The organism is Bacillus spizizenii TU-B-10, assembly GCF_000227465.1.
Lineage (GTDB): Bacteria > Bacillota > Bacilli > Bacillales > Bacillaceae > Bacillus > Bacillus spizizenii.
On sequence record NC_016047.1, the window covers coordinates 371846 to 391955 of the forward strand.

The window sequence follows — 20110 nt, forward strand, 5'->3', positions numbered from 1 at the left end:
GTATACTTTTTGCAGCTTTAAAAAGACTGAATATTTAAACAATTATATTGTGAAAGGTGTGCTGATCAGATTGAATAAGCTTATCGAACGAGAAAAAATTGCATTCCATAAGGAAAAGCCCGACCCGTCATCCTTGGAATTCGGGAAATATTTTACAGATTATATGTTTGTGATGGATTATGAAGAGGGAATAGGCTGGCACCACCCGAGAATTGCACCGTACGCGCCGCTTACACTTGATCCGTCTTCATCTGTTTTTCATTACGGCCAGGCCGTCTTTGAAGGATTAAAAGCGTACAGAACAGAAGATGGCAGAGTGCTGCTGTTCCGGCCGGATCAAAATATCAAAAGGCTGAACAGATCGTGTGAACGCATGAGTATGCCACCTTTAGATGAAGAGCTGGTGCTTGAGGCATTGACGCAATTAGTTGAGCTGGAGAAAGATTGGGTTCCAAAGGAAAAGGGAACGTCACTGTATATTCGTCCGTTTGTCATTGCCACAGAACCGAGTCTCGGTGTGAAGGCATCCAAAAGCTATACATTTATGATCGTGCTTTCTCCTGTCGGCTCCTACTATGGCGATCAGCTGAAGCCGGTTAGAATCTACGTCGAAGATGAGTACGTGCGGGCGGTGAACGGCGGAGTCGGAAGTGCAAAAACGTCCGGAAATTACGCGGCCAGCCTTCAGGCGCAGCGGAAAGCGAATGAGCTGGGCTATGACCAGGTGCTGTGGCTGGACGCCATTGAAAAGAAATACGTGGAAGAAGTAGGGAGCATGAACATCTTTTTCGTCATTAACGGTGAAGCTGTCACACCGGCTTTAAGCGGAAGTATTTTAAGCGGAGTTACACGTGCGTCTGCGATTGAACTGATTCGCAGCTGGGGCATTCCGGTACGAGAAGAGAGAGTTTCAATTGATGAGATTTATGCGGCTTCTGCACGCGGGGAATTGACAGAGGTCTTCGGCACGGGCACGGCAGCAGTCGTTACGCCTGTCGGTGAACTCAATATTCATGGAAAAATGGTGATTGTAGGCGACGGGCAAATCGGGGATATCTCGAAAAAGCTGTATGAAACGATAACAAATATTCAGCTTGGTAAAGTAAAAGGGCCGTTCAACTGGACGGTGGAAGTTTGAAGATCGAAAAAGAACCTGCTCGGAGGCAGGTTCTTTTTATTTTGAATGAGTGATATCAGCAGTCGGCTGGCTTTTGCGGTTTTTCGCATAATACACTGCATAACAGATGGCCATAAACGGAATGCCGCAATACAGTGCGATTCTTTGATTCGGATCAAAGGCTATGCCGATGACGGAAGCCAGGCATAACAGGAACGCGGCAATCGGCACGAACGGATACAAAGGGGTCCGGTATGTCAAATCGGCGACCTTGTTTCCCGCTTCGACATAACGTTTTCTGAACATGAATTGAGAAGCGGCGATTCCCATCCACACGACAACGACAGCAAAACCGGAAATCGACACGAGCACAACGTATACAGTGTCTGGCGCGATTACGCTGGATAGCAATGACAGAATGCCGCCGATCATACTGAATACCAGCGCGTTAAACGGGGTTCCTTTTGACGTCAGCTTTGCAAATGTCGGATGAAGCGTTTTTTCTTTTGATAAAGACCACAGCATCCGGGAAGAAGCGTAAAGACCGGAATTAGCAGCTGACAGGATCGCTGTTAGGATGACAAAGTTCATGATATCGGCTGCATACGGGACACCGACTCTGTCAAAGACAGCGACAAACGGGCTTTTGATAACGCCTGCATCTTGAATCGGAATCAGCCCTGACAGCACAAAAATCGTTCCGACAAAAAAGAGTGAAAGACGCCAGACCGTTGTTTTAATCGCTTTTGGTATCGTCTTGTCGGGATCAACGCTTTCTCCGGCTGCGATTCCGATCAGTTCAGTTCCCGAGAAGGCAAAATTGACGGACAGCATTGTCATCAAAATCGGGACAAATCCATTTGGAAAGAGCCCGCCTTCCGCTGTGAAGTTGGACAGCATCGGAGCGGCTTCTCCGCCTTGAATCGGGATGATGCCGAACATGGCAGAGCCGCCTAAAAGAATAAACAATATAATGGCTAATACTTTAATGCTGGAAAACCAAAATTCTGATTCAGCGAAAAACTTGACTGAAAATGCGTTCAGCAAGAAAATGAACAGCGCGAAGATGGCACTCCACATCCAAACAGACGTATGGGGGAACCAGCGCTGCATTAACAGGCCGGCTGCAGTGAATTCTGATCCCAATGCCACGGTCCATGTCAGCCAGTACAGCCAAGCGACCGTAAACCCTGTGCCCGGACCTATGTATTTGGCTGCATAGGTGTGAAAGGCGCCCGTGACAGGCATGGCCACTGACAGCTCACCGAGGCACAGCATGACCAAATAGACGATTCCGGCGCCGACTAAGTAAGCGAGTATCGTTCCCGCCGGGCCTGCCTGCTGAATGGTATAGCCAGAGCTTAAAAACAGCCCGGTTCCGATGACACCCCCTAAGGAAAGCATAAAGAGGTGCCGGCTTTTCATACTTCTCTGAAAGTTTGTCTCATTCTTGTTGTGAGCAGATTTCATCTTTTTCCAACTTTCTATCGGCAATTTATTTCCTTCCTAATAAAAAATCTCATGTCAGCGAGTGACACGAGACTCCGGCGAACCGGCTTTTAGATAGAATATACAAACAATTCCGATAAGTCAAGTTGTTTTTAAAGAGCGCGCCCAAGCCGCAATTTCTTTGATATCTTCAGGTTTTGTCCGACAGCAGCCGCCAATCAGCTTCGCGCCTTTTTCATGCCACATGCGGGCGCTTTGTCCGTAAGGTTCTGCGCATGCTGCGCCGTTCCACGTTTTTGTCTCCGGATCATATTGCTCGCCAGAATTCGGGTAGGCGATGATCGGTTTTGATGTGTGCTTTTTTAACTCTTCTATTAAAGAAGGGATATGCTGAAGCGGTGTGCAGTTGATACCGAGCGCTGCAATTTGGCGGTGCTCATCGAGCCATGACGCGCAGCCAGCGGCAGGTGTTCCGTCACTGATATGCAGGCCGTCTTTGGCACTGAAGCTGATCCACGCATACGTTTCAGGAAATTCCTTCAACAGCCGCACAATCGCTTTTGCTTCGGTCAGACACGGAATCGTCTCGCATGCCAAAACATCAGCTCCGGCTTCGATCAGCGCTTTCATGCGGGGGCGATGAAATTCAACAAGTTCATCCTCTGAGATTCCGTAGTGACCGCGATACTCAGACCCGTCTGCAAGATATGCGCCATAAGGGCCTATAGAAGCCGCAATGATTGGTTTTGGCCGATTCAGACGGTTCTCTTCAAGTGCCCAAAATTCATCACGTGCTTCAGCTGCGATGCTGACGGACATCTCGATGAGCCGGCGTGCTTTCGCTTCGCTCAGCCCGCGTGCGGCAAAGCCTTCAAACGTAGACTGGTAGCTGGCGGTGATCGCACAGTCAGCGCCTGCCGCGAAATAATCAGTATGAACTTGTTTAATCAGGTCTGGCTCTTCCATCAGGATTTTTGCCGACCAAAGACTGTCGTTCAAATCACAGCCCTTGCGTTCCAGCTCGGTCGCCATGGCGCCGTCTAGCACAATAAGCGGGTATGTATCTAGTATGTGTTGGATAGGATTCATAGAATGTACCGATGCCTTCTTTCAGATTTTTTTGAAAAAGATATGAAAATCGTAATGGAGGCTTACGTGTTTGTCAATAAACGCAAAAGGGAAAGGTGCTCAGCCCGTATGTCTGAACACCCTTTTTTTACGATATTTGTTTGTTGTGTGTGTCAGTCTGTGTCTCAGAAAGCGGCCAGCATTCAATGCCATTGTGGTTTTTGAGCACACTTTTATAAAAAACCGGATCTTTGCCTGCTTTTTTCTGGCGTGTATAGTCTTGCAGTGCCGCAAAAACGACCTTTGATAATAAGAAAATCGCAATTAAATTCACGACGACCATCAAGCCCATGAACAAATCAGCCAGATCCCAGACGAGCTGGACTTTGGCAACACAGCCAAACACAATCATAGCCAGTACGCCGATACGGTAGATAAAAATTAGTTTTTTGCTTTTGTTCAAAAAGCCGATATTGGTTTCGCCATAGTAATAGTTTCCGATTAAAGCACAGAATCCGAATAACAAAATCAGAATAGCGAGAAAGCCTGATGCCCACGATCCGACATGGGAGCTGAGAGAGGCTTGTGTCAACGCGATTCCGCTTAGTCCCGGAGTATGGTAGGCATCCGAAAACAGGATGATAAAGGCGGTGCTTGTACAAATGACTAGTGTATCTGACAGCACACCAAGCGCTTGAATCAGTCCCTGTTTGACAGGATGGCTTGTCGTTGCGGTGGCAGCGGCATTCGGTGCGCTTCCCATTCCTGCTTCGTTTGAAAAGATTCCACGTCTGACACCCTGCATTAACGCTGCACCCAAAGCGCCGCCGGCGGCCTGGTCAACACCAAATGCATTTTTCACGATAAGTGCAATCACGTCCGGCAGCTGCGTAATGTTGGTGAAAATCACGAAAAACGCAACTCCGATATACAGGACAGCCAATACGACGACAATGGATTCAGCCAGCTTCGCAATGCGCTTTACACCGCCGAAAATAATCGTGCCGAACACAGCAATTAAAATGAGTCCCAGAGTCAGGCGGTTTGTACCGAACGCATTTTCAAAGGCGAGACTGACTGTATTTGATTGGACCGAGTTAAAGACAATACCGAACGACAAGGTAATTAACACAGCGAAAAGCGCGCCCATCCACCTTTTGTTCAGCCCTTTTTCCATATAATAAGCCGGCCCGCCGCGGAAGCCGTTTGCATCTTTTACTTTATAAATCTGTGCCAGTGTGCTTTCCACAAAGCTTGATGCTGATCCGATAATGGCGATAATCCACATCCAGAAGATTGCACCTGGCCCGCCGAGTGCAATGGCGATGGCAATGCCCGTAATATTTCCCGTTCCGACACGGGCCGCCATGCTGATGCAAAAGGCTTGAAACGGAGAAATGGTGTTTTTCGACCGGGAAGCAGCACCTTCTCTTAACACTCTCACCATTTCTTTCAGCATGCGAACCTGTAAAAATTTAAGCCTGAACGTAAAATAAATTCCCAGAGAAAGGAGCAATACAATTAATAGCTTTGACCATAAAAGATCATTTGCGATACCGACGATATGTTCCAGGATTTGCTGCATACAATCACCTCTTTTTTATGTTTAAAAAATGCTGAGCTCCCACTCCTGCGCCATATGCTTCAGCAGCATACCACCAGTGAGGCTGTTGCCGTATTCGTCAATGGCAGGCCCGTAAATGCCGATACCGCATCCAGATTGAAAAGGCTGTTCTCTTCTGGCACTTGGAGGAACGAGAGCCATGATGCCGCCGGAGACGCCGCTTTTGGCCGGCACGCCGACAAACGCCGCATATTTGCCTGAAGCGTTGTACATGCCGCACGTCAGCATTAACGCCTTGGCCAACTTTGCCACGTCCTTTGGAATCACTTGCTGACGGCGAATCGGATGATAGCCGTCATGGGCAAGGATCATGCCGATCAATGCAATGTCTTCAGTGGTGCTCTCCATAGCGCATTGCTTCAAGTACACCTCAAGTGTTTCTTCTACTTCAGCTTCTAAAAAGTTTGTTTCTTTTAAATAGTAGGCCAGCGCTCTGTTGCGGTGGGCGGTTTCCCATTCAGAACGGAACACTTCCTCATGAATTCGCGGCCGTTTTCCTATCAAGGTTTCCATCACCGAGTAAAGAAACTCGAGCTTTTCGTATGCCGATTCTCCGGGAAGAATCGAAGCGATGGTGAGGGCACCCGCGTTGATCATAGGGTTAAACGGCTTTCCCGGCTTGTTGATTTCGAGCCGAATGATTGAATTAAAGGCGTCACCTGTCGGCTCGACATCTACACGGTCCAGCACATAGGGAATGCCGCGGCTCATGCAGGCGGCGATAAAGCTGATCACTTTTGAAATGCTTTGCAGGGTAAAAGGGACGTTCCAATCGCCGGCATGTATCATCGTTCCGTCAGGCTCCAATATACAAATGCCAAGCTGTGAGTCATTGACTTTTCCTAAAGCGGGGATATAGTTTGCACTTTGTCCATTGGCGGCAAAGGGGCGATAGTGCTCCACCCAATCATGCAGTTGAGACGCCGGATCTATTTCTATTTGGGGCTCTTTTATCAATTCTTTCATCAAATTCCTCCTCACTGTTTTTCTTCTTTAAGGACTGAGGTTTATCAAAACGAAGGCTGAAGGGGCATTAAACGCTTTCATAAAAGCGGAAGGTATATTTACTGTATAATGGCGACTACAGAATCATACAAAATACGACAAAAACATTTTGAAAATAAGCCGTAAGATTTATAAAAACCTCATGTTCTGGGTCAAAAGAAATTTGCAGGTTTTCTGCCATTTCCCCAAAATAGAAGCGAGGATGTGATCATCATAAAACTGGAACGTTTCTTTGAAAAAGACGGATATATACTGGCTCTCATGCTGATTACGGTGCCGCTGGCCGGTGAACTGAAATTTTATCCCCTCAATGAAGAATTCCGGGTCAGCTTTGGCGCACCGGTTTTTTTCTTCTTTTTATCGTTGCTGCGGCATGTGCCCGCTGTGCTGCCGGGTTTTCTGACTGGAGCGGCTGTTTTCGTCTTTCGCGTCTTGCTGGAATTATGGGGCGGGGGACACAGTGGACTGACTCCGATTCTGTATGACCAAGCGTCTGGCTTTTTCTTTTATATGACTTACGACTGTCTGTTTTCCGTATTAAAGGCTAATCGTTTCCGCGAGCGGCCGGTTATGCTCGGTTTTATCGGCTTTATGATTGAAATTGTGTCAGATTGTGTCGAGCTGGCTGTGCAGTTTCTCATTTTTCATACGGTTGTCACGCCTGAGAAAATCACGGATATCGCAGTGATTGCGATTTCTCACACATTTATCGTCATGAGCTTTTATACTGTGCTGAAGCTGTATGAAACGCAGTCTAGAGAAAAACAGACAAGACAACAGCATGAGCACATGCTGATGATCGTTTCCAATTTATATGAAGAAACGGTGCATTTAAAAAAGACATTGAAAACGACAGAGAAAGTGACGAACGATTCGTATCAGCTCTATCGGGAAGTGAAGGGCGAGGATGATCAGCTCAGCGGAAGAATCCTGAGGCTGGCCGGAGAAATTCATGAAGTGAAAAAGGACAACCAGCGGATATTCGCAGGGCTTTCAAAACTGATTTCTAATGAGAGCTTAAGAGATTATATGAGGGCTTCTGATTTGCTGCAGCTTGTGATTCGAATGAATGAAAAGTACGCTGAAGCACTGGAAAAGCAGATTGATTTTCACTGCTCGATAGAGGGAGAACATGACGAATATCACGTATTTATCGTGCTTTCGATCATTAATAATCTAACGGCAAATGCGGTAGAGGCCATGGGAGAAGAGGGGATGATCAGCCTGAGGCTCCGTAGGCCAAATGAGAGTATGGTAGAATTCCAGGTGGAAGACAATGGTCCCGGTATTTCTGAAAAAATAGGAGACATAGTGTTTGACCCGGGCTTTACTTCAAAATATGACGAATTTGGCACGCCTTCTACGGGAATCGGACTTTCCTACGTGAAGGAAATAGTGACTGAACTAGATGGGGATATTACGTTTGATAATCAGCAGCGGGGAGTGGTGTTTGCCATCAGGCTGCCTGTCCGGCATTTGATTCAGAAAGGATGAACCGAAAGCTATGCGTTTTTTTATCGCTGATGATGACCGTGCAGTACGGTCAATTTTAAGGCAGATCATTGAAGATGAGGATCTCGGGGAAGCTGTTGGTGAAGCGGACGACGGGAGCCAGGTAGAAGGGCATTTGCTGCATTTCAAGCAGATTGATATTTTATTAATCGATCTGTTAATGCCCGGAAGAGACGGCATTGAGACGATTCGCCAGCTCCAGCATACGTACTCCGGCAAAATCGTGATGATCTCTCAAGTGGAAGCGAAGGAAATGGTCGGGGAAGCGTACTCGCTCGGCATCGAATATTTTATCCATAAGCCAATTAACCGCATTGAAATTGTCACGGTCCTTCAAAAGGTGAAGGAGCGGATCGAGCTTGAGCAATCGATTGGGGCTATTCAGCACTCTCTAAGCCGGCTTGTCAATCGAACTGAACAGAAAGCGCGTCCTCAGCAGCAAAGTGACAGCGGCTTAAAAGAAGCAGGAACATTCCTGTTGTCTGAGCTGGGCATGATGGGGGAAGGCGGCGCACATGATCTCATGGCGGTGCTACAGTATTTAGCAGAACATGAGCAATCTGAGCCGTACGAAAAACATATCCCTTCGCTCAAACAGATCTTCACCCAAGTAGCGGAACGGAAGCTGGGGGCAGGGGCATCCGAAACGGAAGTCAATCGAGAAATGAAAGCCTCGGAGCAGCGCATCCGCAGAGCGATTATCCATTCACTGCACCATTTTGCTTCATTGGGCACAACTGATTTTTCTAATCCGAAATTTGAAACCTATGCATCGAAATTCTTTGATTTTCCGGTTGTCAGCCTGAAAATGAAAGAACTCCAATCCAAGGATGCAAAACCTCTCGCCCCTGCAAGAGTAAATATGAAAAAATTCATCCACGTGTTCTTTTTGGAAGCGAAGCTTTTGCACGAGACGATGAAACAAAGAAGGATGTAACCCAAAACAGCCGGCTGTTCCGGCTGTTTTTTTGTTGTGCCGGAACCACGGCGGGACAGCGATTTCCTGTTTTTTTATAAAATATCAGAAAATAAAGTTATTGACTTATTGTTTATTTGTCTTACAATTAAACAAAAGGATGGAGGGAAGGAGCGGATGTGAAACCAAAAAACAATAAAAGCGCTTTCAGTCAGGGGCTGTATACACAAATAACAGGAGGTTATGTTGATGAGCCGTATTAGAAAAGCACCCGCTGGAATTTTAGGTTTTCCGGTTGCACCTTTTAACACACAAGGAAAACTGGAGGAAGAAGCTCTTTTTCAAAATATCGAGTTTTTGCTGGAAGAAGGCTTGGAAGCGATTTTTATCGCTTGCGGGTCTGGTGAATTTCAATCTCTCAGCCAGAAAGAATACGAGCAAATGGTGGAAGTCGCAATCTCTGCAGCCGGAGGAAAGGTGCCGGTTTACACGGGGGTGGGCGGCAACCTCAGCACAGCGCTTGAATGGGCGCAGCTGTCGGAGAAAAAAGGCGCCGACGGCTACTTGATCCTGCCTCCGTATTTGGTGCATGGCGAACAGGAGGGGCTGTATCAGTATGCGAAAACGATTATTGAAAGCACCGATCTGAATGCGATTCTGTATCAGCGCGATAATGCCGTTCTCTCTGTTGAACAGATCAAGCGGCTGACCGAGTTTGAACAGCTTGTCGGTGTGAAGGACGGGGTGGGGAATATGGATTTGAATATTAACCTCGTCTATACGCTCGGCGACCGTTTAGGATGGCTTAACGGAATGCCGATGGCTGAAGTGACGATGCCGGCTTACCTGCCGATCGGGTTTCACTCCTATTCTTCAGCGATTTCAAATTATATCCCGCATATTTCCCGGATGTTCTATGATGCATTGAAGAACGGAGATGACGAGCTGGTGAAGGAGCTCTATCAGCATGTGATTCTTCCGATCAACGACATTCGCAAACAACGAAAAGGATATGCCGTATCTTTGATTAAAGCGGGCATGGAGATCATGGGATTGAATGTGAGAAACACAGCCAGACCGCCTGTCGGCCCAGTTGAAAAAGATCATTATCAGCAATTGGAAGCGATTTTGAAGCAGGCGGCAGACCGTTTTCCGAAAAAAGCCGCGACGGTTTGATGAACAGAAAAAATATGAAAGGGGCAATGGGCATGTCTGTGATCACGGAACAAAACACGTATCTCAACTTTATTAATGGAGAGTGGGTTAAGTCTCAATCAGGCGATATGGTCAAGGTCGAAAACCCTGCGGATGTGAATGATATTGTCGGCTATGTACAGAATTCAACAGCTGATGATGTGGAACGGGCAGTCGCCGCCGCCAATGAAGCCAAAACGGCTTGGAGAAAGCTGACGGGTGCCGAGCGGGGCCAATACTTATACAAAACGGCGGATATTATGGAGCAGCGCTTGGAGGAAATCGCCGCCTGCGCGACGCGTGAGATGGGAAAAACACTGCCGGAAGCGAAAGGGGAAACAGCTCGCGGAATTGCGATTCTGCGCTATTACGCCGGAGAGGGCATGCGCAAAACGGGTGACGTCATTCCATCTACTGACAAAGATGCGCTCATGTTCACCACCCGTGTTCCGCTCGGTGTGGTTGGCGTGATTTCTCCGTGGAATTTCCCGGTGGCGATTCCGATTTGGAAAATGGCCCCGGCATTGGTGTACGGCAATACCGTTGTCATCAAACCGGCGACTGAAACAGCCGTTACATGCGCGAAGATCATTGCCTGCTTTGAAGAAGCGGGGCTCCCGGCAGGAGTCATCAATTTGGTGACAGGCCCGGGTTCTGTTGTCGGGCAGGGACTTGCTGAGCATGAAGGTGTAAACGCCATTACGTTTACCGGTTCAAATCAAGTCGGGAAAATCATTGGGCAAGCCGCTTTAGCGAGAGGAGCCAAATATCAGCTGGAAATGGGCGGAAAAAATCCAGTCATCGTAGCTGATGACGCTGACCTTGAAGCTGCAGCAGAGGCTGTTATTACGGGTGCCTTCCGTTCAACCGGCCAGAAGTGCACTGCGACAAGCCGCGTCATCGTGCAAAGTGGAATTTACGACCGTTTTAAAGAAAAACTGCTCCAGCGCACAAAGGATATTAAGATCGGAGATAGCTTAAAAGAGGATGTCTGGATGGGGCCAATTGCCAGCAAGAATCAGCTGGATAACTGCCTGTCGTACATTGAGAAAGGCAAACAGGAGGGCGCTTCCCTTTTGATTGGAGGAGAAAAGCTGGAGGACGGAAAGTATCAAAACGGCTATTATGTTCAGCCTGCCATTTTTGACAATGTGACATCTGAGATGACGATTGCCCAAGAAGAAATTTTCGGTCCGGTGATCGCCCTGATCAAGGTTGACTCGATGGAGGAGGCACTGGACATCGCCAATGATGTGAAGTTCGGCTTAAGCGCATCCATTTTCACGCAAAACATCGGCCGAATGCTTTCATTCGTTGATGAAATTGACGCCGGGCTTGTCCGGATTAACGCGGAAAGCGCGGGTGTTGAGCTTCAGGCGCCTTTTGGCGGCATGAAGCAGTCGAGCTCGCACTCCCGCGAACAGGGTGAGGCAGCGAAAGACTTTTTCACGGCGATCAAAACCGTTTTTGTGAAGCCGTAATGATGCTGGAAAGAGGCGGACGTCTCTTTCCCAGCTTTATCACAACCAGCATATGATTCTCTACTTTGAAAAGGAGAAGATACTATGAAAAAAGACTATGCGAATGTTTCGCCGGCGGACAAAAAAACGTCTGTGCGCTGGTTCATCGTGTTTATGCTGTTTCTTGTGACCTCTATTAACTACGCGGATCGGGCGACGCTTTCCATCACCGGAGATTCCGTCCAGCATGATTTGGGATTGGACTCGGTCGCCATGGGATATGTCTTTTCTGCTTTTGGCTGGGCCTATGTCATCGGGCAGCTTCCGGGCGGCTGGCTGCTGGACCGGTTTGGTTCAAAGACTGTCATTGCGTTAAGCATCTTTTTCTGGTCGTTTTTTACGCTGCTGCAAGGGGCGATTGGTTTTTTCTCCGCCGGCACAGCGATTATCCTGCTGTTTGCACTGCGTTTTCTGGTCGGCTTGTCCGAAGCGCCTTCATTTCCCGGAAACGGCAGAGTTGTTGCCTCATGGTTCCCAAGCTCCGAGCGCGGGACAGCTTCAGCCTTTTTTAATTCAGCTCAATACTTCGCAATCGTCATTTTTTCTCCTTTAATGGGCTGGCTCACCCACTCTTTCGGCTGGCATTCTGTCTTTGTTGTCATGGGTGCCGCGGGTATTCTTCTGGCTGTTATCTGGCTGAAAACGGTGTATGAACCGAAAAAACATCCAAAGGTCAATGAAGCCGAGCTTGCGTACATCGAACAGGGCGGCGGGCTGATTTCCATGGATGACAACAAAAGCAAGAAAGAAACAGAATCGAACTGGCCGTATATCAAGCAGCTGTTAACGAACCGCATGCTGATTGGCGTGTACATCGCGCAATATTGCATTACGACTCTCACCTATTTCTTTCTCACATGGTTTCCGGTATATTTGGTTCAGGCCCGCGGCATGTCTATTCTTGAAGCTGGGTTTGTCGCTTCTCTTCCGGCGCTGTGCGGATTTGCCGGCGGCGTGCTTGGGGGCATTGTGTCAGACATTTTACTCAAAAAAGGCCGTTCGCTGACCTTTGCAAGAAAAGCGCCGATCATTGTCGGCATGCTGCTGTCTTGCAGTATGATCATCTGCAACTACACGGATTCAGCGTGGCTCGTCGTTGTCATTATGTCACTTGCGTTTTTCGGAAAAGGCTTCGGCGCATTGGGATGGGCTGTCGTGTCGGACACGTCTCCGAAAGAGTGTGCAGGGTTAAGCGGCGGTTTGTTCAACACGTTCGGAAATATTGCCTCGATTACAACACCGATTATTATCGGCTACATCGTGAATGCCACAGGATCTTTTAATGGCGCGCTCGTGTTTGTCGGCGCTAACGCGGTTGCGGCGATCCTTAGCTATTTGCTGCTGGTCGGGCCGATCAAACGGGTCGTGTTAAAGAAACAAGAGCAGGACCCTGATCAATCACTGCCTGTCTAACATTTATGAAAGCGCTTTATAAGAGGAGGAAAATAGATGAGTTCACCAATACAAGAGCAGGTTCAAAAAGAAAAGAGATCGAATATTCCCTCAATTTGTGAGATGAAGGTGATCCCTGTTGCGGGACATGACAGCATGCTGCTGAATCTGAGCGGCGCGCATAGCCCATTTTTCACCCGGAATATCGTGATCTTAACTGACAGCAGCGGAAATCAGGGTGTCGGCGAGGTGCCTGGCGGAGAACAGATACGCCGCACACTCGAGCTGGCAGAGCCGCTTGTTGTCGGAAAATCCATTGGTGCGTACCAGTCGATATTGCAAACGGTCAGAAAGCAGTTTGCCGATCAGGACAGGGGAGGACGCGGCATACAGACGTTTGACTTGCGCACCACGGTACATGCCGTCACAGCGCTGGAAGCGGCTTTGTTAGATTTGCTTGGAAAGTTTCTTCAGGAACCGGTCGCGGCTTTGCTTGGCGAAGGGAAGCAGCGTGATGAAGTGAAAATGCTCGGCTACCTCTTTTACATCGGCGATCGAAAGCAGACGACCCTGCCGTATCAAAGCGATGAGCAGTCAGATTGTGGGTGGTTCCGTCTCCGCCATGAGGAAGCACTGACCCCAGAGGCCATTGTACGTCTTGCTGAATCCGCGCAGGAGCGCTACGGCTTTCAGGATTTTAAGCTGAAAGGCGGGGTGCTGCGGGGAGAGGATGAAATCGAAGCTGTCACCGCATTAGCGAAACGTTTTCCGGAGGCAAGGATCACTCTTGATCCGAACGGGGCATGGTCATTAGAGGAAGCTATTGCATTATGCAAAGGTAAGCATGATGTGCTCGCGTATGCGGAAGATCCGTGCGGGGATGAGAACGGCTACTCCGCCCGAGAAGTAATGGCTGAATTCCGCCGCGCGACAGGCCTTCCAACTGCGACAAATATGATTGCGACCGACTGGCGGGAAATGGGTCACGCGATCCAGCTTCATGCGGTGGATATTCCGCTGGCTGATCCTCATTTCTGGACGATGCAGGGTTCGGTGCGGGTTGCGCAAATGTGCCATGATTGGGGTTTGACATGGGGCTCCCACTCCAACAACCACTTTGATATCTCCCTTGCGATGTTTACCCATGTGGCAGCAGCGGCTCCGGGACGCATCACGGCGATTGATACCCATTGGATCTGGCAGGACGGGCAGCGTTTAACGAAACAGCCTTTTGAGATTTCTGAGGGTTGTGTCAAGGTGCCGAATAAGCCCGGTCTTGGTATTGACATTGATATGGAACAAGTGGAAAAAGCCCATGAACTCTATCGAAAAATGAATTTAGGCGCGCGGAATGATGCGGTCCCTATGCAGTTTCTGATCAGCAACTGGGAGTTCGACCGGAAACGCCCGTGTCTTGTGAGATAAGTTTGATTGTAAATATTGTCATATCAACTATTTTGTCTTACAATTGAACAACTGAAGGGAGAGTTGTTCGTGTACGAAGGTTTAGAAGATCTGAAAGTCGATACAGTCAATCGGAAAACATTAGCCAAGCAGGTCATTGAACGGATTGTCCATTTATTGTCGAGCGGACAGTTAAAGGCCGGAGACAAATTGCCGACAGAAATGGAACTGATGGACATTTTGCATGTCAGCAGGCCGGTGCTTCGGGAGGCGCTGAGTTCACTTGAAACACTAGGCGTCATTACGAGAAAAACCCGCGGCGGCACGTATTTCAACGATAAAATCGGCATGCAGCCATTTTCCGTCATGCTTGCCTTGGCCACTGATAATCTTCCGGCTATCATTGAAGCGCGGATGGCGTTAGAACTCGGACTTGTGACGATTGCCGCGGAAAAAATCAATGAGGATGAGCTTCAGCGTTTGCAGAAGACAATCGACGACATCGCCAACAGCACTGACAATCTTTATGGTGAAGCAGATAAAGAATTCCATCGAATTATTGCGTTAAGTGCCAATAATCCCGTTGTCGAAGGGATGATTCAATCCCTGCTGATCACCCATGCGAAAATTGACAGCCAGATTCCGTACAGGGAGAGGGATATAACGGTCGAATATCATAAAAAAATCTACGACGCTCTTGCCAAAAGAGACCCTTACAAAGCGCATTACCACATGTATGAGCATCTGAAATTTGTCCGTGACAAAATTCTGAAGGGCATGGATGAGAAATAATTGTAGAGAAGCCGCAGTTGAACCGAAAGAGCTGCGGTTTTTTTGAACCGATTTAGAAAACGCTTACTATGATATGAGGAGTGATTTTTATATGGCGATGAACCTCAGGCAAAACCAAGCGCCCCTTTACATCAAAGTGAATGAAAAAGATAACACGGCGATTATTGTTAATGACGGAGGACTGCCAAAGGGCACTGTTTTTTCATGCGGGCTCGTACTTAAAGAGGATGTCCCTCAAGGCCATAAGGTGGCCTTAACCGACCTGAATCAAGGAGATGAAATCGTGCGTTACGGGGAGGTGATCGGATTTGCCGATGAGACGATCAAACGCGGGAGCTGGATAAGGGAAGCCCTCCTAAGAATGCCCGCTCCTCCGGCTTTAGACGATCTTCCTCTCGCAAACAGAGTGCCCAAATCGCTGCCGCCTCTTGAAGGCTACACGTTTGAAGGGTATCGAAATGCGGACGGTAGTGCGGGGACGAAAAATATCCTCGGTATCACCACAAGTGTTCAATGTGTCGTTGGCGTTTTGGATTATGCAGTCAAACGGATAAAAGAAGAGCTGCTGCCGAAATATCCAAATGTCGATGATGTTGTACCGCTGCATCATCAATATGGATGCGGTGTGGCGATCAATGCGCCGGATGCCATCATTCCGATTCGCACGATTCAAAATCTGGCGAAGCATCCGAACTTTGGCGGAGAAGTGATGGTGATCGGATTAGGATGTGAAAAGCTCCTCCCGACAAGAATTGCCTCTGAGAATCAGGATGACATTCTATCACTTCAGGATCACCAAGGTTTTGCGGCAATGATTCAATCCATTTTGGAAATGGCGGAGGAACGGTTAATCAGGTTGAACAGCAGAACCCGTGTGACCTGCCCTGTTTCTGATCTTGTCATTGGTCTGCAATGCGGCGGCAGTGATGCGTTTTCAGGCGTGACGGCAAACCCTGCGGTGGGGTATGCAGCTGATTTATTGGTTCGCGCAGGTGCGACGGTTTTATTTTCTGAAGTGACAGAGGTGCGGGATGCGATTCATTTATTAACGCCGCGGGCTGTGAGTGAAGAGGTCGGACATTCGCTGATCGAAGAGATGAAGTGGTATGACAGCTATCTCCGGCGGGGGGAAGCGGACCGAAGCGCGAACCCGTCACCAGGCAATAAAAAAGGCGGGTTATCCAATGTGGTGGAAAAAGCGTTAGGCTCGGTAGCGAAATCAGGCACAAGCCCCATCTCCGGCGTGCTCGGCCCAGGTGAAAAGGCGGAGCAAAAAGGCCTGCTGTTCGCGGCGACACCGGCAAGCGATTTCGTGTGCGGTACCCTTCAGCTGGCGGCAGGCATGAATCTGCAGGTTTTTACGACAGGAAGGGGAACACCGTACGGCCTGGCCGCTGCCCCGGTGCTGAAAGTATCGACACGGCATTCATTATCAGAGCATTGGGCGGATTTAATCGATATTAATGCCGGGCGAATCGCGACAGGTGAGGCAAGTATTGAAGACGTAGGCTGGGAGATATTCAGGACGATTTTGGATGTGGCAAGCGGCCGCAAACAAACGTGGGCGGACCGTTGGGGCCTTCATAATGATTTGTGCTTGTTTAATCCTGCCCCAGTGACTTGATTTATTGTTCTAGCAGATTGAAATTGGAATATGATGTAAAATGATAATCAGCATCAAAGAACGGAGGGGTTCCGACATGGCATTCATTAGATTCCGATTGACACGAATTCAATAGTGAGCGACTCTCGCCTGAGTGCAGAGAATCGGGATGAATCTGCCTATGTATGAGCCCTTATATTGTCAAAAAAAGAGGGAGGCGATGCTGCCCTCTTTTTTGTGCCTTCAAAACATCCCTTCACTCTACGACAGGCAGAGTATGAGAAAGGGGAAAAGAGATGACAAACCAGAACGAGAAAAAGCTTATCACTGAAATTGTCGGACTCGCACGTAACCAAGGTTTGGCGGTTCACTCCGAAAACGCGCAATTGAATGAGACTGGAATGGATTTTCAAGTTGTATTTGCCGAGGACGATACAGGTATGTCATGGGTGCTGCGAAAACCGCGGCGAAGTGATGTTGTGGATAGAGCAGCTTCAGAAGGCAGAACGCTTGCCTTTCTCCGCGCGAATCTTACAGCTGATGTGCCGGATTGGAACATTCACACACCGGAATTGATCGCTTACCCAATGTTGGAAGGAACGCCAGCCGCTGGGATTGATTTGGAACAGAAACAGTATGTATGGAATATGAATCATCAGCCGCCATCAGACGGCTTTGTTCATACACTTGCCGAGATACTGGCAGAATTACATGGCATGGATCAAACATCTGCCGGCCAATCCGGAATAGAAGTGATTATGCCAGAGAATTTCAGGAAAATGACAGCTGAATCGATGGTTGATGTAAAGAATAAGCTAGGCGTATCTAAGCAGCTGTGGGAAAGATGGCAAACGTGGATAAATGATGATGCATACTGGCCGGGTTTCTCCGCGCTGATACACGGCGATCTCCACCCGCCGCATATTTTGATTGGCCAAAACGAACATGTAACAGGTCTTCTGGATTGGACAGAAGCCAAAGTCGCCGATCCCGCAAAAGATTTTATCTTTTTTCAAATGCTGTTCGGGGAAGAGGAAACCGCCCGTTTGCTTGAATACTATGATCGAGCAGGCGGCCGCATATGGGCGAAAATGCAGGAACACATCTCAGAGATGCAGGCGGCATACCCGCTGGAAGTTGCCAAGTTTGCTCTGCAGACACAGCAGGAGGGGCACATCAAAATGGCGCTGGAAGCACTTGGCGTAAAATCGGATTAAGAATTGACTTCTTTAAATGAACCGAGTATTATAATTTTTACTAACAAAAGAACGGATCAACAATCGTGAGGAAGAGTAAGTACGCAGCAGTGTGGAGGTTCAGAGAGTCGGTGGCAGGTGTGAACCGGCCCTCCCCTGATGCCGAATGGGCTTCTGAATTGCTTTGCTGAACGGATAGTAGGCGAAGCCGGGATTCTCTCCCCGTTACCAAGAGAGGAGTATCGAAACGGATGTTTTCTGTACTGAGAGTGAACAGCTGTATAGCTGTTAATAAAGGTGGTACCGCGAGACCCTCGTCCTTTGTATAGGACGGGGGTTTTTTGTGTTTCTTAAAGGAGGTGACGGCCAATGGATGATGGCTGGTGGTGCATAACAGATCAATAGGAAAGGAGAATTCAAATGGTCATAGCAACTGATGATTTAGAGGTCGCGTGTCCTGAATGTGATAGAACAGGAGAAAGCGAAGGGAAACCTTGTCCCGCATGCGGCGGGAAGGGTGTTATTCTGACTGCTCAAGGAAATACGCTTCTGCATTTTATACAAAAGCATTTGAACAAGTAAAGGAGAAAAGCTGAGCTGAGATGAGAGTAGAAGAGCAGAGTAAGATTCACAAAGCCGCAGCAGGTACGGTTTTTTTGCTGATCGGAACGGCCTGTTTTGCGTCTAAATCGATTTGGATTAAATGGGGATATGAAATGGGTGCTGAGCCAGACGCGGTATTGTTATACAGGCAGCTGTTTGCTGTTCCGCTGTTTTGGCTGATTTTTTGGTTATACCGTCCTCCAATGCCAGACGGTATGAAAAAAGGAGACCGATGGAGAGCGTGTGTCGCGGGAGTGTTTTGTTTTTTTCTGTCTCCCTTGCTTGATTTTATCGGGCTGAACCATGTATCCGCAATGGTTGAACGTATATTGCTGATGAGCTATCCGTTGTTTGTATTCGGATTCACCGCGTGTCGTGACCGGAAAATGGGTTCAATTCAGGACCTTTTCGCAGTGCTGGCGGTCATGTTCGGTCTTTTCCTTGCGCTGGGCGGCTGGAATGCTGAGCTTTTTCAGACGAATAGGATTGGAGCTGTATTTATTTTGTTGTCCTCGGCCGTCTATGCTGGTTTTCTTGTCCTTTCTGGGCATCTCGTCCATCAAATCGGCGGCATCCGTCTCAATGCATATGGGATGACAGCAGCCGGAGCGGCCATGATGCTTTACACAGGCATAAAGGCGGCGGTCGGCATGAATACGCCAATGGCAGCATATTCGCTTGATGTGTACGGTTTGTTTGTGTTAATCGCAGTCGTCTCCACTGTGATTCCATTTGTGCTGATGCTTGAGGGCATAAAACGGATCGGGGCACTGCGAGCCGCCGCCATTTCAATGGCAGGGCCTGTCCTGACGATTTTCTTTGGAGCTTTATTTCTCGGCGAGCGGCTCCAGCTTATTCAAGCCATTGGATGTGCCGCCGTATTCATTGTCATAACGGGCATGGAATATAGAAAACTGAAATTAGGAAAAAATGAATAATTTTTGTAAAACACACACGTTTTTCAATTACAATAAGTGTAATCACGTGTGTGTTTTTTGATTTTACAAAGGTTAGGTGAGAAGATGCAGCGCATATTGCTTGTGGAGGACGACCATTCAATCAGTGAAATGGTGGATCATTATTTAGCAAAAGAAGGCTTTGAGATGGTGCATGCTTTCGACGGAGAAGAAGGTATCCGGCTGTTTAAGCAGGATTCATACGATTTGATTCTCCTTGATATCATGCTCCCGAAGCTGAACGGCATGGATTTTCTGAAAATCATCCGGGAACAAAGCAATATTCCGGTTTTGATGATTTCAGCAAAAGACGGGGATGTGGACAAGGCATTGGGACTGGGGTTTGGGGCGGATGATTATATCGCCAAACCGTTTTCAATGATTGAGCTGACAGCCAGGGTAAAAGCCGCGATACGACGGGCGACGCAATATTCGGCGGAGGAACCGGCTGAGAATAAGGTGGTCCGGATTCATCAGCTTACGATAGATATAGACAATGTCTCGGTTATGAAAAACGGAGAACCGCTTCAGCTGACGTCAACAGAATGGCAGCTGCTATGCCTATTTGCGGCAAATCCTAAAAAAGTGTTTACGAAAGAACAAATCTACCGTTCCGTGTGGAATGAAGAGTACTTTGGCGATCAAAACATCATTAACGTACATATGCGGCGGCTTAGAGAAAAGATTGAAGATGATCCCTCTTCACCTCAATATATTAAAACGTTATGGGGCATCGGTTATAAATTAGGAGAGTTTTAG

Annotated in this window: 17 protein-coding genes and 1 other annotated feature; of the genes, 13 read left to right on the forward strand and 4 right to left on the reverse strand. The window is 48.1% G+C overall.

The annotated features are described in order from the left end of the window. The first annotated feature begins 70 nt into the window (after positions 1 to 70). On the forward strand, positions 71 to 1138 hold the full coding sequence (locus GYO_RS23735; protein ID WP_041520845.1) for a branched-chain amino acid aminotransferase: 1068 nt from the start codon (positions 71 to 73) through the stop codon (positions 1136 to 1138). A gap of 36 nt (positions 1139 to 1174) precedes the next feature. Here the strand turns inward: GYO_RS23735 and mmuP are convergent, their stop codons facing one another. The 4 genes from mmuP to GYO_RS23760 all read right to left on the reverse strand — a co-directional run bounded on the left by mmuP (position 1175) and on the right by GYO_RS23760 (position 6224). Beyond that, positions 1175 to 2587, reverse strand: a complete 1413-nt coding sequence (mmuP, locus tag GYO_RS23740) for an S-methylmethionine permease (RefSeq protein ID WP_014112509.1) — start codon at positions 2585 to 2587, stop codon at positions 1175 to 1177. Between the two features lie 120 nt (positions 2588 to 2707). Further along, positions 2708 to 3655 (reverse strand): homocysteine S-methyltransferase, encoded by a 948-nt coding sequence (gene mmuM / locus GYO_RS23745; protein WP_041520846.1) that lies wholly within the window; start codon positions 3653 to 3655, stop codon positions 2708 to 2710. Positions 3656 to 3782: 127 nt separating this feature from the next. Then, positions 3783 to 5219 carry an alanine/glycine:cation symporter family protein gene (locus GYO_RS23755; RefSeq protein WP_014112511.1) on the reverse strand — a complete coding sequence of 479 codons (1437 nt, stop codon included), beginning with the start codon at positions 5217 to 5219 and terminating at the stop codon, positions 3783 to 3785. Between the two features lie 21 nt (positions 5220 to 5240). Next, on the reverse strand, positions 5241 to 6224 hold the full coding sequence (locus GYO_RS23760) for a glutaminase (protein ID WP_041520847.1): 984 nt from the start codon (positions 6222 to 6224) through the stop codon (positions 5241 to 5243). A 300-nt stretch (positions 6225 to 6524) separates the two neighbouring features. Here GYO_RS23760 and glnK point away from each other — a divergent pair, with 300 nt between their 5' ends. The 12 genes from glnK to ycbL all read left to right on the forward strand — a co-directional run bounded on the left by glnK (position 6525) and on the right by ycbL (position 20110). Then, entirely contained in the window at positions 6525 to 7757 is a 1233-nt protein-coding gene (gene glnK, locus GYO_RS23765) for a two-component system sensor histidine kinase GlnK (RefSeq protein WP_044059170.1), read from the forward strand. Positions 7758 to 7767: 10 nt separating this feature from the next. Continuing rightward, positions 7768 to 8712 carry a glutamine utilization two-component system response regulator GlnL gene (glnL, locus tag GYO_RS23770; RefSeq protein WP_014112513.1) on the forward strand — a complete coding sequence of 315 codons (945 nt, stop codon included), beginning with the start codon at positions 7768 to 7770 and terminating at the stop codon, positions 8710 to 8712. A gap of 228 nt (positions 8713 to 8940) precedes the next feature. Further along, the gene (gene kdgD, locus GYO_RS23775) at positions 8941 to 9867 is read left to right on the forward strand and encodes a 5-dehydro-4-deoxyglucarate dehydratase (protein WP_014112515.1); all 927 of its coding nucleotides are present in this window, start codon (positions 8941 to 8943) and stop codon (positions 9865 to 9867) included. Between the two features lie 32 nt (positions 9868 to 9899). Beyond that, positions 9900 to 11366, forward strand: coding sequence for an alpha-ketoglutaric semialdehyde dehydrogenase GucD (gene gucD / locus GYO_RS23780; RefSeq protein WP_014112516.1), 1467 nt, complete (start codon positions 9900 to 9902; stop codon positions 11364 to 11366). 84 nt (positions 11367 to 11450) lie between these two features. Next, on the forward strand, positions 11451 to 12818 hold the full coding sequence (gudP, locus tag GYO_RS23785) for a glucarate transporter GudP (RefSeq protein ID WP_014112517.1): 1368 nt from the start codon (positions 11451 to 11453) through the stop codon (positions 12816 to 12818). Positions 12819 to 12854: 36 nt separating this feature from the next. Then, a complete protein-coding gene (gudD, locus tag GYO_RS23790; RefSeq protein WP_014112518.1) occupies positions 12855 to 14222 on the forward strand; it encodes a glucarate dehydratase in 1368 nt (455 codons plus the stop codon). A 69-nt stretch (positions 14223 to 14291) separates the two neighbouring features. Next, positions 14292 to 14993, forward strand: a complete 702-nt coding sequence (locus tag GYO_RS23795; protein ID WP_014112519.1) for a FadR/GntR family transcriptional regulator — start codon at positions 14292 to 14294, stop codon at positions 14991 to 14993. Between the two features lie 91 nt (positions 14994 to 15084). Then, a complete protein-coding gene (gene garD, locus GYO_RS23800) occupies positions 15085 to 16617 on the forward strand; it encodes a galactarate dehydratase (protein ID WP_041520848.1) in 1533 nt (510 codons plus the stop codon). Between the two features lie 275 nt (positions 16618 to 16892). Beyond that, positions 16893 to 17813 carry a macrolide 2'-phosphotransferase MphK gene (gene mphK, locus GYO_RS23805; protein ID WP_014112521.1) on the forward strand — a complete coding sequence of 307 codons (921 nt, stop codon included), beginning with the start codon at positions 16893 to 16895 and terminating at the stop codon, positions 17811 to 17813. A 56-nt stretch (positions 17814 to 17869) separates the two neighbouring features. Next, positions 17870 to 18117: a binding site (T-box leader), on the forward strand. A 95-nt stretch (positions 18118 to 18212) separates the two neighbouring features. Next, positions 18213 to 18374 (forward strand): anti-TRAP regulator, encoded by a 162-nt coding sequence (gene rtpA / locus GYO_RS23810; protein WP_014112522.1) that lies wholly within the window; start codon positions 18213 to 18215, stop codon positions 18372 to 18374. Positions 18375 to 18394: 20 nt separating this feature from the next. Continuing rightward, positions 18395 to 19333 (forward strand): DMT family transporter, encoded by a 939-nt coding sequence (locus GYO_RS23815; RefSeq protein WP_014112523.1) that lies wholly within the window; start codon positions 18395 to 18397, stop codon positions 19331 to 19333. Between the two features lie 96 nt (positions 19334 to 19429). Next, a complete protein-coding gene (gene ycbL / locus GYO_RS23820; RefSeq protein ID WP_079288281.1) occupies positions 19430 to 20110 on the forward strand; it encodes a two-component system response regulator YcbL in 681 nt (226 codons plus the stop codon).

Coding starts and splice junctions, on each gene's coding strand:
- mmuP (WP_014112509.1), bottom strand. CDS start 2,587: ATGAAATCTGCTCACAACAAGAATGAGACAAACTTTCAGAGAAGTATG.
- mmuM (WP_041520846.1), bottom strand. CDS start 3,655: ATGAATCCTATCCAACACATACTAGATACATACCCGCTTATTGTGCTA.
- GYO_RS23755 (WP_014112511.1), bottom strand. CDS start 5,219: ATGCAGCAAATCCTGGAACATATCGTCGGTATCGCAAATGATCTTTTA.
- GYO_RS23760 (WP_041520847.1), bottom strand. CDS start 6,224: ATGAAAGAATTGATAAAAGAGCCCCAAATAGAAATAGATCCGGCGTCT.
- glnK (WP_044059170.1), top strand. CDS start 6,525: ATGCTGATTACGGTGCCGCTGGCCGGTGAACTGAAATTTTATCCCCTC.
- glnL (WP_014112513.1), top strand. CDS start 7,768: ATGCGTTTTTTTATCGCTGATGATGACCGTGCAGTACGGTCAATTTTA.
- kdgD (WP_014112515.1), top strand. CDS start 8,941: ATGAGCCGTATTAGAAAAGCACCCGCTGGAATTTTAGGTTTTCCGGTT.
- gucD (WP_014112516.1), top strand. CDS start 9,900: ATGTCTGTGATCACGGAACAAAACACGTATCTCAACTTTATTAATGGA.
- gudP (WP_014112517.1), top strand. CDS start 11,451: ATGAAAAAAGACTATGCGAATGTTTCGCCGGCGGACAAAAAAACGTCT.
- gudD (WP_014112518.1), top strand. CDS start 12,855: ATGAGTTCACCAATACAAGAGCAGGTTCAAAAAGAAAAGAGATCGAAT.
- garD (WP_041520848.1), top strand. CDS start 15,085: ATGGCGATGAACCTCAGGCAAAACCAAGCGCCCCTTTACATCAAAGTG.
- mphK (WP_014112521.1), top strand. CDS start 16,893: ATGACAAACCAGAACGAGAAAAAGCTTATCACTGAAATTGTCGGACTC.
- rtpA (WP_014112522.1), top strand. CDS start 18,213: ATGGTCATAGCAACTGATGATTTAGAGGTCGCGTGTCCTGAATGTGAT.
- GYO_RS23815 (WP_014112523.1), top strand. CDS start 18,395: ATGAGAGTAGAAGAGCAGAGTAAGATTCACAAAGCCGCAGCAGGTACG.